At 64.0% G+C, this 16,441-nt stretch carries 15 protein-coding genes and 1 pseudogene; 1 reads left to right on the plus strand and 15 read right to left on the minus strand.

The genetic code is table 11. From position 1 onward, the window contains the following. Positions 1 to 201: 201 nt before the first annotated feature. The 8 genes and pseudogenes from H5P29_RS29205 to H5P29_RS32740 form a co-directional block, all read right to left on the minus strand. Positions 202 to 960: an ATP-binding cassette domain-containing protein gene (locus tag H5P29_RS29205; RefSeq protein WP_154384452.1), complete on the minus strand. Its 759-nt coding sequence runs from the start codon at positions 958 to 960 to the stop codon at positions 202 to 204. After that, positions 957 to 2,171 carry an alanine racemase gene (locus tag H5P29_RS29210; RefSeq protein WP_067967301.1) on the minus strand — a complete coding sequence of 405 codons (1,215 nt, stop codon included), beginning with the start codon at positions 2,169 to 2,171 and terminating at the stop codon, positions 957 to 959. The genes H5P29_RS29205 and H5P29_RS29210 overlap by 4 nt, the downstream gene beginning before the upstream one ends. 10 nt (positions 2,172 to 2,181) lie before the next feature. Further along, a complete protein-coding gene (locus tag H5P29_RS29215; protein ID WP_154384451.1) occupies positions 2,182 to 3,159 on the minus strand; it encodes an ABC transporter permease in 978 nt (325 codons plus the stop codon). 37 nt (positions 3,160 to 3,196) lie between these two features. Next, positions 3,197 to 4,255 carry a substrate-binding domain-containing protein gene (locus H5P29_RS29220; RefSeq protein ID WP_154384450.1) on the minus strand — a complete coding sequence of 353 codons (1,059 nt, stop codon included), beginning with the start codon at positions 4,253 to 4,255 and terminating at the stop codon, positions 3,197 to 3,199. 72 nt (positions 4,256 to 4,327) lie between these two features. Continuing rightward, on the minus strand, positions 4,328 to 5,383 hold the full coding sequence (locus H5P29_RS29225) for a substrate-binding domain-containing protein (protein WP_154384508.1): 1,056 nt from the start codon (positions 5,381 to 5,383) through the stop codon (positions 4,328 to 4,330). Positions 5,384 to 5,416: 33 nt separating this feature from the next. After that, on the minus strand, positions 5,417 to 6,676 hold the full coding sequence (locus H5P29_RS29230; protein ID WP_067967291.1) for a M20 family metallopeptidase: 1,260 nt from the start codon (positions 6,674 to 6,676) through the stop codon (positions 5,417 to 5,419). Next, complete coding sequence (locus tag H5P29_RS29235) at positions 6,673 to 7,887, minus strand: ROK family transcriptional regulator (protein ID WP_067967289.1); 1,215 nt, start codon at positions 7,885 to 7,887, stop codon at positions 6,673 to 6,675. The genes H5P29_RS29230 and H5P29_RS29235 overlap by 4 nt, the downstream gene beginning before the upstream one ends. A 397-nt stretch (positions 7,888 to 8,284) precedes the next feature. Then, positions 8,285 to 8,580, minus strand: a pseudogene (locus H5P29_RS32740) (GMC oxidoreductase); the annotation flags it as partial. A gap of 6 nt (positions 8,581 to 8,586) precedes the next feature. Here H5P29_RS32740 and H5P29_RS32745 point away from each other — a divergent pair. After that, positions 8,587 to 8,760, plus strand: a complete 174-nt coding sequence (locus H5P29_RS32745; protein ID WP_246787058.1) for a hypothetical protein — start codon at positions 8,587 to 8,589, stop codon at positions 8,758 to 8,760. A gap of 42 nt (positions 8,761 to 8,802) precedes the next feature. Here H5P29_RS32745 and H5P29_RS29245 read toward each other — a convergent pair whose 3' ends face one another. The 7 genes from H5P29_RS29245 to H5P29_RS29275 all read right to left on the minus strand — a co-directional run bounded on the left by H5P29_RS29245 (position 8,803) and on the right by H5P29_RS29275 (position 16,437). After that, entirely contained in the window at positions 8,803 to 10,047 is a 1,245-nt protein-coding gene (locus tag H5P29_RS29245; protein WP_067967283.1) for a glycine betaine/L-proline ABC transporter ATP-binding protein, read from the minus strand. Between the two features lie 4 nt (positions 10,048 to 10,051). Next, positions 10,052 to 10,924 carry a proline/glycine betaine ABC transporter permease gene (locus tag H5P29_RS29250; RefSeq protein WP_067967281.1) on the minus strand — a complete coding sequence of 291 codons (873 nt, stop codon included), beginning with the start codon at positions 10,922 to 10,924 and terminating at the stop codon, positions 10,052 to 10,054. A 140-nt stretch (positions 10,925 to 11,064) separates the two neighbouring features. Then, positions 11,065 to 12,069 (minus strand): glycine betaine ABC transporter substrate-binding protein, encoded by a 1,005-nt coding sequence (locus H5P29_RS29255; RefSeq protein WP_154384449.1) that lies wholly within the window; start codon positions 12,067 to 12,069, stop codon positions 11,065 to 11,067. Between the two features lie 102 nt (positions 12,070 to 12,171). Continuing rightward, the gene (locus H5P29_RS29260; RefSeq protein WP_067967277.1) at positions 12,172 to 13,176 is read right to left on the minus strand and encodes an Ldh family oxidoreductase; all 1,005 of its coding nucleotides are present in this window, start codon (positions 13,174 to 13,176) and stop codon (positions 12,172 to 12,174) included. A gap of 8 nt (positions 13,177 to 13,184) precedes the next feature. Then, the gene (locus H5P29_RS29265) at positions 13,185 to 13,754 is read right to left on the minus strand and encodes a DUF3726 domain-containing protein (RefSeq protein ID WP_154384448.1); all 570 of its coding nucleotides are present in this window, start codon (positions 13,752 to 13,754) and stop codon (positions 13,185 to 13,187) included. Further along, a complete protein-coding gene (locus tag H5P29_RS29270; protein ID WP_154384447.1) occupies positions 13,751 to 15,445 on the minus strand; it encodes a hypothetical protein in 1,695 nt (564 codons plus the stop codon). The genes H5P29_RS29265 and H5P29_RS29270 overlap by 4 nt, the downstream gene beginning before the upstream one ends. Next, the gene (locus H5P29_RS29275) at positions 15,445 to 16,437 is read right to left on the minus strand and encodes a membrane dipeptidase (RefSeq protein ID WP_067967262.1); all 993 of its coding nucleotides are present in this window, start codon (positions 16,435 to 16,437) and stop codon (positions 15,445 to 15,447) included. Before H5P29_RS29275 ends, H5P29_RS29270 begins: the two co-directional genes overlap by 1 nt. Positions 16,438 to 16,441 lie beyond the last annotated feature (4 nt).

A 16,441-nucleotide genomic window follows, 5' to 3' on the forward strand; every position in this document is an offset into this window, starting at 1 on the left:
GAGGGGACACTGTCAGCAAGGCAGCTTGTTCTAGCCGCAGCGGCGCATCGTGGACGGGGCGTTCTGGAAGAACCGATCGTCGCCGGCGGGAGCCCAGGCGAGATTCCCCTGCTGCTCGACAAGCTCTCGAGTATTTCAGATCTGGCGCGACATTTGAGTTTCAGTCATTCGCTTTGCCGGCTCCAAAACCCGGGCGCGCAGTCAGCTCTGCTGCAGACCGGTGATCATTGCGATGATCTCGTTCTTGTCGGTCTTCTTGGTCTCGCGCACGCCGATCTGCTTGCCGCGGCGAAGCACGCAGATGCGGTCGGAGAGCTTGAAGACCTGATCGAGGCTGTGGCTGATGATCAGGACGCCGATGTTGCGGGTCTTCAGCGAGGCGACGATCTCTTCCACCTTGGCGGTTTCCGCGACGCCAAGCGCGGCGGTGGGTTCGTCGAGCAGGATCAGCTTGCTGGCCCAATGCGTCGCGCGGGCGATGGCGACACCCTGACGCTGGCCGCCTGAAAGGTCGCGGATCGTTGAATGCGCGGAGGGGATGCGGACATCGAGTTCCGTCACCAGCTTTTCCGTCTCGGCGATCATCCGGCGCCGGTCGAGAAGGCCTAAGGCATTCGTCGGCTCGCGGCCAAGGAACATGTTCATATAGACCGTCTGCTGGTCGGCGAGCGCGAGGTCCTGGTAGACGACCTCGATGCCATGCGCACGCGCCATCGTCGCATTGGACATGGCGACGGTTTCGCCCTCGATGGCGATCGACCCGGAAGTCGGCAGGTACACGCCCGAGATGATCTTGATCAGCGTCGACTTGCCGGCGCCGTTGTCGCCGACCAGGGCGACGATTTCGCCTGGATAGACCTCCAGCGAAAAGTTCTCGATGGCGACGATGCCGCCAAACGTCTTGCGGATATCATTGAGCCCAAGAACGGGGCGGCCGCTGACGGCAGCGTTCGTCTTCATGCTCTGCCCTCTTCGATCGGCCAGGCGGTGGTTTCGCCGAATGAATTCTCGATGCTCTCCACCTTCGGCACGCCTGACGAAATGCCGGACACACCGACGACATAGGCCCGGGTGACAAACGCTTGTCCGCGGAATCCGAAGACGGCCGTGTCGCCGGGCTTTGGCGCGCCAGGGCCGGTCGCGTCGATCATCGCGTAGTAGTCGATGGCCGAGGGCGGCGGGATTTCGACGCTGCGCAAGGCGCCTGCCGCGACCGTCGGCTCGTCGGAGACGATGGCCTTGACGTCGTAGTCCGGGAAAATCGGGTCGATGTAGAAGCCACCACCGAAACAATAGGCCTTGCCGCCCGAGAGGTGGGAGACTTCGGTGAGATAGAGCATGGCGGGCAACTCCGGCAGGTCATCCACGACATGAAGGGCCGTGGTGCCATGCAGGCCATTGCCAGGCTCGCATTGCGTGGCGCCGGCTTCTGCCAGTGCGGCAAGCAGCACGCTTGAGGTCGTGCCGGGAGCGTTGACCTCGATATTCCGGCGCCCAACCCTCGCCAGCGCCTCAGCGGTTTTCGTCAGCGTTGCGAGATTGGGCGTCGGCAGGACCTTGCGGGCCTGGTGATCGAAGAGCAGCGCCGGGAAGGTGGTGATGCCGGCGAAACGGCCGCCATCGAGGCTGTCGAACATGCCGGCGACCTCAACGACGTCGGCCGCCTCGAACCCGCCTTCGTGACCGCGGTAGAACGTATCGCCTTCGGCATGGATGCGGGCGAGCAGGTTCTGTACGCGCCCGGCAGCCTTGGCGCCGGCTGCGGCCTCGCGCGCCTTTGTCTCATTGAACACGGTCCAGTAATCCGGCTGAAGCACCCTTGCAGCCCCATTGGCCTCGTGGCGGGCGACCTGCTGGAGATGGCCGAGATGGCCAAGCTTGAGGCCGGCCCTGTGGGTCGCCTTGGCACAGGCCATATCGACGGCCACGGAACGCTCGATGCCGCCGCGCAGGATCGCCTGGCAGGCCGAGCTCGAGCGGCCGAACTGCTTGGTCATGGCAAAGATCTTCAGGCCGAGCCGCGTCGCCTCGTCCTTGAGGACACCGGCGTTACGCTCGATCGTATCGAGGTCGATCACATAGGCATTGGCCGGGATCTTGCCCTCGCGGTGAAGTTTTTGCGCTGCTTCGACGAAGCCTGGATTGCGCCGGCGCAAGACGTCGAGAAACATTCGATCCTCCTCAGCGGGACTTTTCGCGCAGCGACACGGCGACTGCGGCAAGAATGATGAGACCGCGAACGATCATCTGGTCGGAAACGGAAAGGCCCATCAGGATGAGACCATTGTTGAGCATGCCCATCATCAGCGAGCCGACGAGCGCGCCGATGATCGAGCCCTTGCCGCCATTGAGCAGCGTGCCACCAACGATGACGGCAGCGATGACCGTCATCAGGTCGGTCTCGCCGAGCGTGTATTTCGCGGCTTGCAGGCGACCGGCATAGAGCAGGCCGGCAATGCCGGCGAGCGCACCTGAGATCATCAGTACGGCAAGCCGCATCTTCGGCACCGAAATGCCGGAAACACTGGCCGCCCGGGCATTGTCGCCGATCGCCAGGACATGCGCGCCGAAACGGGTTTCACGATACAGGATATGACCGAAGGCGACCGCAATCGCCGTCCACCAGATGAGCGACGGAATGCCGAGCAGCGATCCGGAACCGAAGAAGCCGGTGAAGGCCTCATTAGTGACGGGAATGCTGCGCAGGTCTGTCATCGATCGCGACACACCGGCAAACAGTCCCAGCGTCGCAAGCGTGACAAGGAAGGACGGCAGCCTGACATAGGCGACGAGCACACCATTGACGAGGCCGATCAACAGGCCGCATCCGAGCCCCGCCAAGACGCCGGGGACGAGGCCGTAACCCTGCATGGTGACCGCGGCAGCAAGCGCTGCCACGGCAACCGTCGAGCCGATGGAGAGGTCGATCTCTCCCGCCGACATGACGAAGACGAGGCCGATGGCCATGATCGTCACCGGCGCGGTCTGCAGCACGATGTTCGAGAGGTTGCGGACGGTCAGGAACCCGCTGTCCTTCAGCACGATGGCGAAGAACAGGAAGATCGCCAGGAAGCCGACGTAGACGACATATTGCTGCAGGTTGACGCGGCCGGCCAGCCCCGCCGCGCGGACCGCGGCACCCTGATTGGTACTGGACATGATTTATCTCCGTGAATGAGAGCCGACCGGACGTGGCTTATTTCAGGGCATCGGCAATGGATTGCGGGACGTCCTTGTTCAGCGACGTCTTCCAGCCCTCCTTCACCGTGGCCTTGGTGACGGCTAGGGAATCGACGACGAGAAAGGGCGCAGCCTCCTTGCCGAGCATCGCGCCGGCCGCCGAGCGGGCTGCGGTTACGCCGATATTGTAGGCCTCGTCGGCGATCAGCGCCGCGACGCTGCCGCCCTTGACCATGTCGAGCGCCGCCGGCTCATTGAGGTCGAGGGTGACGATCCTGGTGTGGCTGTTGCCCGCCGAGCGCAGCGCGGACAGTACGCTCAGGGCCGGCTCAGCCCAGGTAACGTAGATGCCGTCGAGGTCGGGGTGCTGCGTCACCATCGCCTGGGCGATCTCCTCGCTGCGGGCGGGATCGGCCATGCCCTGCTCGGCGACGATCTTCATGTCAGGATAGTCCTGCTCGATGGTCTTCTTGAAGGCCTGGTCGCGCTGGTTGGTCACGTAGAAATCGGCGTCATGGAAGATGTAGCCGACCTTGCCCTTCTTGCCCAAGGCGTCGGCCATCGCGATGGCGGCCTTGCTGCCCATCTGGAACAGGTCGTCGGAAACGATCGTCACATAGTCCTTGCCATGTTCGTAGCCGGCCGGCGAATTGTCGACGAAGGCGAGCTTAACCCCGGCGGCGCGGGCTGGATCGTAGACGGCGGCGGCGCTGGCCGGATCGACCGGAAGCGACACGATGATCGATGGCTTCTTGGCCAGCACCGTCTCGACATCGGCCTTCTGGCGCGCGCCGTCAAAGCCGGCATCGGTCTGCGCAACGACCTCGATGCCGAGGCGCTTGAATTCGTCCTGGGCACCGGCATTCACCGCATTGGTGTATTCGCTCATCTCGTGCCAGACGAGGGCAGCGGTAAACCTGCCATCCTTGATGTTCTGTTCTTCCTCGGCTGTCAGTGTGACGGTGCTTGCGGCCGTCGGCCCTTCGCCATGCGGTCCTGTCGTCGCGCCGTCTGCCGCGTAGGCGTGAGCGCCAAGAAGGCCGGTCATCAAGGCCAGTGTCGTTGCAATGCGCATGGTTTCCTCCCGTGAAACTGCGATACTCGGGTTACGGGACTGCGGCGGCCTGGCGCCGCCGCAGTCAGGCGGTCACTTCGCTGCGTCGAGCACCGATTGCGGCGCGTCGCGGTTCAGCGAGTCTTTCCAGCCTTGGGACACATTGTCCTTGGTGACCGTCAGCGCCGGGGCAACGACGAAGGCCGGCGTCTCCTGACCGAGCAGCGACTTCATGCCGGCAGCCGCCATGGCGCGGCCGAGTTCATAGGCCTTGTCGGCGACCAGCGCCGTCACATTGCCGCCCTTGACCATGTCGAGGGCGACCGGCTCGGCGAGATCGAGCGTGACGATCTTCGTCTTGGTGTTACCCGCGCCGCGCAGCGCCGCCAACACGCCGTCCGCCGGCTCGGCCCAGGTGACGTAAATACCGTCGAGATCCGGATTTTTCAGCAGCATCGCATTGGCCAGCTCCTCGGCGCGCGCCGGATCGGAAATGCCCTGGTCCGCGACGATCTTGATGTCAGGATAGTCCTTCTCGATGGTCGACTTGAATGCCTGGTCACGCTGGTTGGTGACGTAGTAGGTGGCGTCGTGGAAGATGTAGCCGACCGTACCCTTGCCGCCGATGGACTTGGCCAACGCATCGGCCGCCTGCTTGCCCATCTGGTAGAGGTCGTCGGTAACGATCGCGGCGTAGTCCGTACCGTGCTTGTAGTCCTTTGGCACATTCGACAGGAACACCAGCTTGGCGCCGTCGGCGACGGCCTGGCGGAACGCTTCGGCCGACGTCACCGGATCGAGCGGCAATGCCAGGATGACGTTCGGCTTGGCGGCAAGTGCTGTCTCGATGTCGCTGCGCTGGCGCGCGGCGTCGAACTGGGCATCCGTCGTCACGGCAATGTCGATGCCGGCGCGCTTGAACTCATCGGTCGCGCCCTGGCCGACCGCATTGGTGAAGTCGGACGAGGTGTGCCAGAGCAGTGCTGCCTTGTAGCCCTTGTCCTTCAGCGCCGCGATGTCAGCGTCACTGAGCGTGACTTCGGAACTCGGCGTTGCTGCCTCACCGGCCGGGCCGACGGTCTGGGCAATGGCAGTTCCGGCGCTCATGATAAGACCGGCGGTCAAGGCTCCGGTCAGCCATTTTGTCATCTGCATGGTCTCACTCCCTTTGGTTCGGATGGTTCAGTCAACTGTTCCGCAAAAACGCGCCATGAAGGCCGCAAAGCCGATGACGCCCGCGAGAAATTCTTCGATCTCGACGTGTTCGTTGTAGGTGTGGCAATTCCGGATATCGCCGGGCGCGCAATAGACCGCGGGGATACCGAGCCGGTTCACGAAGAAGGGCGATTCCGACCAGAACGGCGCCCCTTGAATGGTGCCGCGCCCGGACAGCGCGCTACCGATCGCCTGCGACAGCATCGCGACCTCAGGGGAGCCCGCATCAATCTCGGCTGCCGTACCGCCGAGTGCATGGTCTCGGCCGGCAGGGTAGGAAAAGTCCACCGCGATATCCGGGTCGTCGATGGCGCCACGCACGGCGGCTTCGATCTCTGCGGCTGCCTGGTCGAGCGACTCGCCCGGCAGAAGCTTGCGGATCAGCGACAATTCGCATTTTTCCGGGACGGCGATGTAACCGCCACCGCTGAGCCCGGTGATCAGCAGGAAGGAACGGCCGACAAGCGCGTGCTCGGCGCGAGCGGAAATTACCTCGGAGTGTTTCCACAGTGCGCTCATCGCCGCGTGGCTGGCGCGCAGCGCATCCTTGCCGAGTTCCGGCACACCGAAATAGGCCGAGCGCCCAGTGATGGTAATGTCGGTGATGAAGAAGCCGATCTGCGCCGGGTAAACGGCAAGCTGCGTCGGCTCGACATAGATGACGAAATCAGGCCGCTCGACCTCGCCGGCCTCCATGCGTGCCACGTAGTCCTTGATGCCGGCCGAGACGCCGGTGCCCGGCTGGCCGCTCTCCTCGTCGCCGACAAAGGCGAAAGAAACGTCACCGGCAAGCTGGATCCCTGCCGCATCGAGAAGCGCCATGGCAGCAAGCGACGAAGTGATGCCGGCCTTGAGGTCGCCTGCCCCACGGCCCCAGATCGCGCCGTCGACGATGGCCGCGCCAAAGGGATCCTCACGCTCGGTACCGGCCCAGTTTTCGCGCCAGCCATCGACATGGACGACGTCGGTATGGCCGATGAAGAGCAGGCGTTTGCCGCCGCCGGCGCCTTTGCGCTCGCCCCAGACATTCGGCCGCCCGGGCAGGAAGTCTGCCGTCGTCACGTCGGAGAGGCCGAGCTTGCGCATCGCGTCGGCAAGATAGGCGACGACATTGGCCTCGTTGCCGGTGATGCTGTCGCGATGGATCGCACCGCGGAACAGGTCGATGGCTGCATCGCCATCGAGTGCCGCGCGAAGACGGCCGAAAAGGTCGCTTTCTACCGTCATTCTGCGGCCTCCTGGGAGGATTCCGCGCCGGTAGGCGGAAGGGAAAGGCCGGCATTCGGCGTTGCGACGCCGAAGAGCGTGTTGTGCAGCTGGCTGAGGCCAACCGCCGTCGCGCCGACAAGTGCCGCCCGCGCCCCAAGTTCGCCGGAGACGACGTCGACCGGGTAGGGAAAGCACTGCGGCAGGAAATGGCGTGCGCGCTCCAGGATTTCTGGTCGAAGGCCGATGGAGCCGCCGAGGATCACGAGTTGCGGGTTGGCGATGGCGCAGATAGCGGCAATGCCGCAGGCGACCTGGCGCGATGTTTCGTCGATGGCGGCAACGGCCGCTGCGTCTCCGGCTGCGGCGCGTTCAAATATGACGGGAACGCTTATGTTCTCGCCGGTGGTAGTTTCGTAGCGCTCGATGATACCGTGCGTGGCGACCGCGCGTTCATAGGCACCGACCCGAAGCGACTCCGGATCGAATGGATTGGCGCCAATCGGCAGGAAGCCCATTTCGCCGGCCGCGTTGGCAGCGCCGCGCACGAGATTGCCTCCAAGGATGAGCCCGCTGCCGATACCCGTGCCGAGCGCCACATAGGCAAGATTGTCGATACCCTGCCCCTGGCCTTGCCAACTTTCGCCGAGTGCCGCGAGGTTGACGTCGTTTTCAAGAACGACGTCGAAGCCAAGCGCTTGCCTGAAGGCCTCCAGCACATCCATGGTGTCGAAATCGCGGATATTCGGCGCAAGCAGCACCCGGCCGGTGCGGTTGTCGGGCGCACCGGGAACGCCCACGACTGCAAGCCGCAGTTTGTCACGCGCCACCTTGGCCCCTTCAGCGGCCGAAAGCGCCATACCGGCGATCTGCGTGACGAGCGGCCTGCCTCCGCGCAGATCAGTCGGAGCTGTATCTTCGATGACGATCTGTCCGGCAAGATCGGTCACCGCCACACGAACCTTGGTGCCACCCAGGTCGACGGCGACGATGAAAGCGGCATCGACGACCAGCTCATAGGTAACTGCCGTACGCCCGACATGACCACTCGTGCGCCCGGTCTCGCGCACCCAACCGCCATCCTCCAGGTCCCGGACGATTTCGGATATCGTTTGCTTCGAGAGCCCCGTCAGCTTGGCGATGGAGGCGCGCGAAATCGGCCCACCCTGAACGATCGCTTCCATGACGGAGCGCTGCGAGAATTGCCGGGAGATACGAGGTGCATCGGTCATATCGGCTCTATTAGTTCGTTCTGTCACCGAACTAAATATCAATATACCTGCTTCGTCAAGATGATTTCAAACTGTGTCGCCAGGCGAAGGCTTGCCTCCTCCTTCGGCGCCAGTCCGCAGTGTGGCGCGAGCGCAGACCGACCTGGCTGCAGCTCCGCCAACACGGGTCTTCCAGTACGACCGGCCCGATAGGCTCTTCAGGATGGGCGATGATGTCGCGTTCGAGATCGGCGATCTCAGTGTCCGATTACGCCGTCCGCATCGGGTAACAACGACGCGCGGATGGAAGAGTTGTCGAAATCGTTGACGGCGTTGGCGCAGTAGTCGTCAGATGCGTGCCAGGCACGCTGCACGCCCATGCTACGGCGCTCAGGCTGAAGGCGACGAAACCGGCTGCTGGCTCGCTGGCGCGCTGGGTCCGGCCGACGCCGGGCGCGATCCCGATGGCGGCGTTCGATGCGGCGAGCAGGAGGTTGCCGCGCACGATGTCGTCGGCGTTCGGCTCGGTCGGGAAGACCGAACTGTCGATCACCTGAGGCCCTCGATGCCCCTCACCTTCAGCTGGCCGTCGACGACGGCCATCGCATCCTCGCCCATGCGGCACGAGCCGCAAGGGTGGTAGGTGCTTTCCATCGTCTCGCGCACCCAGGCGTCGATATCGCCATTGTCGCGCACATGTTGGGGCCGGGGCGCACCTACGTGACCGAAACTCCAAATTGCGGCGTCGATTTCGCCTGGGCTGCGGCGACCCCGCACATGGAAGGCACGCTGCTGCTGTTGCTTTCCGGCGCCTACATCGGCTTTCTCCCCGACCATTATGCCGAGGAGTCGGTGGCAAATGCGATCTGCAGCTCCTGCTGCCCGAGCGCATGACCTTCGAGGATCCGTTTTACATCGCCTACCCCCGCTCGCGCCTCACGCGCGGCAGAGACCCTGGCCCAGGCGATCATCGGCCGCATTCGATGATCGCTTTACAACATCATCGAGCACCTGCGGTCTCTGGCGATGGTCCAAGTAGGCGGCGCCGCTCGACCGACACAGCGCCTTAAATGCCAATTCGCGAGTGAGGACTCCGGCGGGCGCTCCACCGTCCATGACCACGACGGCATCTTCATCCGCCAGGAGCAGAAAGCTCTGGCGAAGTGTCGCCGCAGCGTCGATGCATGCAGCCCTCTTCGCACTATCCGGCTCGCCTGAGGTAACAACGCGCATCTCCGTACCATGCGTGACGATCACCGCCGGATGTTGGCGCAACAGCGCGGCCGCCCGGCCGCCGGTGGCTTCCGCCTGCGCCAAAACGGGAACCTTGGCAAAGGCGTCGTTGGCATGGAGCGCGCGCGACAGGTCGACCTTGCGGACGAAACGCTCGACATAGTCGTCCGCCGGGCGGAACAGGATCTCTTCGCCGGTGCCGACCTGGCGCAGCTCGCCATCCTTCAGAATGGCGATGCGATCACCGAGATGCAGGGCTTCGTCGAGATCATGGGTGATAAAGATGATGGTCTTCTTCAGCCGTGCCTGGATCTGCTTCAGCTGTTCCTGCATGTCGCTTTTGATCAGCGGGTCGAGCGCGCTGAAGGCCTCGTCCATCAAGAGCACGTCTGCCTGCGTCGCAAGCGCCCGGGCGAGGCCAACCCGTTGCTGCATGCCGCCCGAGAGCTGGCGGGGAAAGCGGTGCTCGAACCCCTTGAGGCCGACGAGTTCGAGCTGCTCCATGCCGCGTGTCAGCGCCTCGCGCCGATCCACGCCCTGCAGGATCGGCCCGCAGATCGTGTTCTCCAGCACCGTCTGATGCGGCAGCAGACCGAAGCGCTGGAACACCATGGAAATGCCGCTGCGGCGAAACGCCAACAATTCCCTGGCGTTCATGTCCATGATGTTGCGGCCGTCGACCAGGATGCGGCCGGCCGTCGGCTCGATCAGCCGGTTGAAATGACGGATCAGCGTCGACTTCCCGGAGCCCGAAAGCCCCATGATGACAAAGGTCTCGCCGCGGCGGATCGAGAAATCGATCCCCCTGAGGCCAACGATGCAGCCGGTCTTCTTCAGGACCTCGGCCTTCCCGGCGCCAGCGTGGAGTGCAGCCATTGCATCGTCCGGCCGGCTGCCGAAGATCTTGTAGACCTCATCGACCTGAATTTTCACGTCCGAAACGGTCACGATCCTACTCCCCGTGCTCGAGGTGTTTCTGGGCACGCCTGCCGTAGGACTGTGCGATGCGGTCGAAAATCACGGCGAGGAAGACGATGGCGATGCCGGCGACAAGGCCACGGCTTACCTCCAGCCGCTGGATCCCCTGCAACACCTGGTAGCCGAGCCCGCCGGCGCCGATCATCGATGCGATGACCACCATCGACAGCGCCATCATCGTCGTCTGGTTGATGCCGGCCATGATGGTCGGCAGGGCGAGCGGGATCTGGACCTTCACCAGCTTCTGGCTTGGTGTCGCACCAAAGGCGACAATCGCCTCGACCACCTCGCCGTCGACCTGGCGGATGCCGAGATCGGTCAACCTGATGACAGGTGGAATGGCGAAGAAGACGGTGGCGAGGATGGCCGGGATCTTGCCCGGCCCGAACAGCATGACGAAGGGGATCAGATAAACGAAGATCGGCAGCGTTTGCATGATGTTGAGCAACGGCAAGGCAATCGAGCGCAGCCTGTCGGACCGCGCCATGACGATGCCGAGCGGAATGCCAACCACAACGGCGACAACGGTCGCGGCGAGCATCAGCGCTACAGTCGCCATGGCGTCGTTCCACAGGCCAACAGCGCCGATGAAGAACAGCATGACGATCGCGCTGCCCGTCATTCGCAGGTTACGCGAGGCCGAGTAGGTCAAAAGGGCGATGCCGGCGATCGTGACATACCAGGGCAACCATTGCAGGAAGGCCTCCATGGCACCGAGCAGCTTGAGCAGCGGTGCAAGCAACCGCTCGAGCGTGTCGCCGTAATTGGCAACGACCCAGCTGAAACCGTCATCGATCGCGAAGCGGAGCCCGCGCGTGTCCAGAAGCTCGGGAAAATTGTCTGCCACGGCATGACCCTTTCAAGGTTGGCAACCCGCGGCTCTCGCGGAGGCGGCCAGTTGCCGACGTTCCGCGGACAAGCGCCATGGGCATCATATGCGAAGGGGCGGCCGCGCCCGGGGGAAGATACGCGGCCGCCAGGCTGCGATCAGAGCGCAGCCTTCACCTTCTCGGCGACATCGGCCGGGACCCATTTCGTCCAGATCGTTTCGTAGTTCTTGAAGAAATAGGCGGCGACTTCCTCGGGCGAAGCCTTGTTGTCGTCGCCCCAGGCCAGCACGTCGCTGATCTCGACGTTGGGCACCTGCATCTTCGACAGGAACTCGGCCACGGCAGGCGCCTTGTCCTTGAGGCTGGTGGTGGCCGCGACCGCAACTTCACCGACCGCCCAGCCCGTCAGTTCCGGCTTTTCGCATTTGGCATCGGTGAGGCAGGTGAATTTTGCCTGGTCGTAGGCCGGCATCTCGAGAACCTTGAGCTTGTACTTGCCGATCACTTCGGTCGGGCCCCAGTACCAGCCGATGAACGGCTTCTTGCGCGAGACCTGCCTGGCGATCATCGCCTTGAGGTTCGCACCCGAGCCGGTCGGATAGACCTCGTAGGTCGCTTCCAGGTCGAGCGCCTTGACCAGATTGTTGGTGATGATCTCGCAACCCCAGCCGGGCGGACAGGCATAGAAGCGGCCTTTGCCCGGGCTCGACGCGTCCTCGAACACCTGCCAGTTGTTCTTGAGATCGCTGACGGAGCGGATTTCCGGATGAGCCTCGGCGATGTAGTCAGGAATCCACCAACCTTCCTGGCCGCCGCTGGCGAAGATGTCTCCCGCCTTGTAGACGGTTCCCTTGGCCAACATCTGGTCCCATGTCGACTTGACGGTGGAGACCCAGAGCTCGGGTGCGATGTCAGGCTCTCCCTTGGCCAGCATGGAAGATGCGGTCGGCACGGTATCGCCGGGCACGATCTGGACGTTGCAGCCATAGCCTTCGGCCAGGATCTCCTTGGTGACATAGGCGAGCGTACCGGCAGACAGCCAGGTCATTTCGGCGATCGTGATCGGGTCCTTCGTCCCGCATTCCGTGGCCTCGGCGGCATTGCTGCCGAGCACCATGCAGGCAAGGCAAACTCCCGCAAGAATGGATGTCTTGAGCTTCATCGCAGTTCCCTTTGTTGTCGTTGTGATGGCCTCGAGGGATACGATGTCGAAAGCAGTCACTTTTATCAAACCGAAATAACTGATCCGGATTTCAGAAAAACTTTAGCGGCAGAGTGTTTCGATCCGATCCACGAGGCCGGCATCGACCCGCACGCCCTCCCGTTCATTGCGGCGCCGCGCAGCCTGGCGGCCGCTACCCGGGAGGCGGACATCGCCCTGATTGGCGATAGCTGCCACGAGACTTGCGACCTGATGTGAAAAGCCCGTCGAAAACGCCCTGGGGTCAAAAGCGATGAAACACTGTCCGGTTCTCGGCGGCCCGCCCGCCGTTCCGGAAAACGGACTGGCATCCTTGCTGAGAACGGCACCGGCAAGACAGGACGCCAGGATTTCGACGAGAAGTCCGACACCAAAACCCTTGTGGCCGCCGGCCGGCAGCATCGAGCCCTTCAGAGCGGCAGCCGGATCCAGCGTGTCAGCGCCATGTTCGTCGATGGCCCACCCGGGTTCGATCGGCCGGCCCTCCCGCGAGCGCAGAAGAATCTCCGATTTCGCCACCACACTCGCCGACTGGTCGAGCACCAGCGCGGCACCGCCTGCGCCATCCGGAGCGCCAAGCGCAAACGGATTGGTGCCGATCACCGGCAGGCGCCCGCCCGGCGGCGCTATCGACGCCGGCGCATGGGTGGTGCACAACCCGAGCAGTCCCGCCTCGGCGATACGCTCGGCATGGTGGCCAACTACGCCGCAATTGTAGGAATTGAACACCGTCATTGCAGCGACGCCGTTGCGCCGTGCGGCGGCAATGAAACGATCCCACCCGGCGTCGATGGCGGGATGGGCGAAACCGGTCGCCGCATCAACGACCACAGCGCCTGGGCGCGGCTGCGACACGGCGGGCCGTGCCTTTCCGTCGACCTTGCCGCAGCGGACATGATCGGCATAGATCGGCACATAGAGCAGGCCGTGGCTGCGGATGCCGTCGCGCTCCGCCAGCATCGTCGATCGGGCAACGGCCGCCGCATTGTCCTCGCTGGCTCCCGCTGCGGTCAGCGCACGCAGGCACAGCTGCTCGACCGCGGCGAGCGTCATTGTCCGCTCCGTCATGAAATCCCTCAATCGTTGTCGGTGGTGCCCGCGCCGGCGCCCTGGGCCCGCGACAGTTCCGAGGCCGGCACATAGGTCCTCGCCGCAAGGCCGAGCGCTGCCGCGTAGGCCGCAGCGTCCGTCGCAGCCGGTCGCGGCGATCGACGCGGCATAGGCATCCCGCCGTCGGGTGGGGAATGCAGCCGCAGGCTCAACGCCGACGCGGCCAGTTCCGCAGGATTCGCCGCCAGCGCCAGCGGCTCCACACCGCCATCATAACGCAGGGTGAGGTTCATCGCCGTATTGGCAGCCACCGCTCCGGCGAGGCCGATCAGCATCAAGCTGCAGCTTCGTCCCTCGAACGCAATCTCGGCAGTTTCACCACAGCAGAGTGCATCGATGGCCGACTGGTCGCCGAGAACCTCCGCTTGGCTGCCAAGCGCGTCGATCACGACCCCGACAGCGTCGATGCCGCGCGCCGAGAGCCAGACGGCTGCCTGGCCGACATCCTCCGCCACGCCATGAGGCAATCCGGCGCCGCAGGCTGCCTTGCGGGCGAGCGTCTGCACTTCGTTGTAGGACAGCAGGATCGTCGTCATCTGAGCACCGGAAGCCAGCAATCGTCGGTTTCGCCGGCAGCGATTTCGTCCCGCGTCGGCGCCCCCTGAAAAAGTGTGATGCGTGTCCAGCGATCCGAACGCGGGTCGAATTTCGATGCGCCGAAAAAGGCAAGCTTGCAGCGCAGCATGTTGATCGGCAGGCAGCGGTCCGAGAGCAGGTTGTCGCGGATTTCCGAATAGGGTGCGATCGCCGCCATCTGTATGCGGCGTACCGCATGGCGATGCTGAGGGAAGCGGGCAAGGAACGCGGCGACGGTTTGTGTTTCCGCCTCGTCCTCAAGGTCGGCGGCAAGGCGCTGCACCTGCCGGGCGATGTCGAGCGGAAGCTCGAGATCGGCGCCAGCTTCGGCGGCACGGCGGCCAAGCCGGGGCTCCAGCTTCTCCTCCGAAACATACCAGAACTGGGCGGTTTCCGCCGGCCTGTCGAACGCGATCGTCAGTGCCCAGCCATAGTGATCACGCAGCAGCCTGCGAAGCGCCGCAAGCCTCATGCCTGGCTGCAGCGTCGTTTCCCGCACCGCTGCCATGCCGTCTGTGAGATCGTCGTTTTCTGCCCCCGCCATTTCGATGACAAGCGCTGCAAGCAACTCCTGGAAGTCCACCGACATGAATTGCGAGCGCTCGAGCAGTGACGCCACCGGCGACGATACGGCCCGCAGGCGAGCGGGGTCGATCCATGCCTGAGCCTCGGCCCACTCTCCACGCAGGCCCAGGATGCGCGCCATCAAGGAATCGTCTTCGACCGACCATTGATCGAGATGCCTGCCCGCCTGCCGCCAGAGATCGCCGAGCCGATCCAGCGCGGCAGCATCCAGGTATCGTTTCGCCCGCACCCGCGCCAGCGCGGTCTCGCGCGCAAATACCCAGTTGTTCAGCAGCTGCGGATGATTGGCCAGGAACGGCGCCATGCCGAGACCGGTGGAGTTGCCGACTCCGATGTGGCGGCGCAGCTCCGGCGCAAGCGGCACGAAGGTTTCCGGCGAGCGGCGCCTGGCAACGTGCTCGACGAGATCGTGGGAGAATTCGCGGATCAGCCAGACCGTCAGCATCTCGGCCTGGAAGGGACCGGTGAGCCCCTCGCGTTCCGCCAGCACGCAACGGTCGGCGATGCCGAACTTGCCGTTGCCGTAGACGGCGGTGGTGCGCAGGAGATAGCCGACTTCACCAAGCCGGTCGCGTTCCGGCTGTCGCCCACGCGCCAGGCTGTCGACGACATGCTCGAAGAAACGCACGGACTTGTTGGCGCGGCTCAGCACCAGGTCGCGCGGTCCAAAACGCCCCGCCTCCTGGCGCGGCGCATTTTCCCGCAGCCGTTCGATCTCGGCCTTGTCGGGAATGCCGTCATAAAGCACGAAGCTGGTGTCCCAGGCCTCGGCGATGACGCGGTCGGAGCGCTGCTCGTCGGGAAGCGGACAGGAAAAGGCAACAAGGCTGTAGTCGTGCCCACCCAGCCTGAGCGTGTAGACCGCATCGCCGAACCCGTTGTCGTCCATGCTCCAGACCGGGCGGCGCACCGTCGCACCGCTTGAAGCAAGACGCCGGATCAGCGTGCGCAGGAAGCTGAGCCGTGTCGGAAAGGAAGCGCCCATCCGCCGCAGGCGCATGACGACGTCGGGCGAGCGCATGGCTAGCTGCGGCGCGGTCGCAATGGCTGTTGCCCTGTTGGCCATCACATCGGTCCAAACGATTGGGTGTAGAACCGAAGCCAGTTGCCACCCATGATGTCGCTGACTTCCTCATTGGAGAAGCCTACCTTGCACAGCCCGTCACGGAGATTGCCAAGGTCGGCATTGCTGGTGAACCAGCTCGGCTGCCGCGGAAAGCCGGCCGCCGAAGCCGAGCCTTCACCATAGTCCGTGACCTTCGACCAACGGCCATTGCGCATCCAGGCGACCACCGAGTCCGGTTGGTCCTGGCAGAGATCGCTGCCGATGCCGAGATGCGCGACGCCGTAACGCGAAGCGGTCTCCGCGACCATGGCGCAGAAGCTCTGCAGCGTGCAGTTCGAGCCGCCCTTCATGTGGTGGGGGTAGAGCGACAGGCCGAGCATGCCACCCGATCGCGTCAGCGCCTTAAGCACCGTATCGGACTTGTTGCGTAAGGCCGGATGCCACCAGTGCGGATTGGCATGGGTGATGGCGATCGGCCTCGCCGAGAGCTCGATTGCCTCAAGCGTCGAGCGCTCGGCGGAATGGCTCATGTCGACGACCATGCCGACACGATTCATCTCGGCGATCGCCTGGCGCCCGAAGCGGGTGATGCCGGGGTCTTCGCCCTCGTAGCAGCCGGTGGCAAGCAGTGACTGGTTGTTGTAACTCAGCTGCATGAAGCGCACGCCAAGCGCATGGCAGACCTCGATCAGGCCGATGTCGTCTTCGATCGGCGACGGGTTCTGCAGGCCGAAGAAGATGGCCGTGCGCCCCTCCCGCATCGCCCTTTCGATGTCGCTGCCGGCGCGACCTGGAAAGATGAGATCAGAATGGCGTTCGAAATGGCGGTTCCAGGCAATGATGTTCGCCACCGTCTCGCGGAAATTCTCATGATAGGCGATGGTGGCATGTACCCCATGCACGCCGCCCGCGCGCATCTGGGCGAAGACGTCCGCACTCCAGTTGGCATATTGCAGGCAGTCGACGACAGGGCTGGCGATCTTCGCGTCCATGACC

Origin of the sequence: Aminobacter sp. MDW-2, assembly GCF_014250155.1 — a bacterium.
Classification (GTDB): Bacteria; Pseudomonadota; Alphaproteobacteria; order Rhizobiales; family Rhizobiaceae; genus Aminobacter; species Aminobacter ciceronei.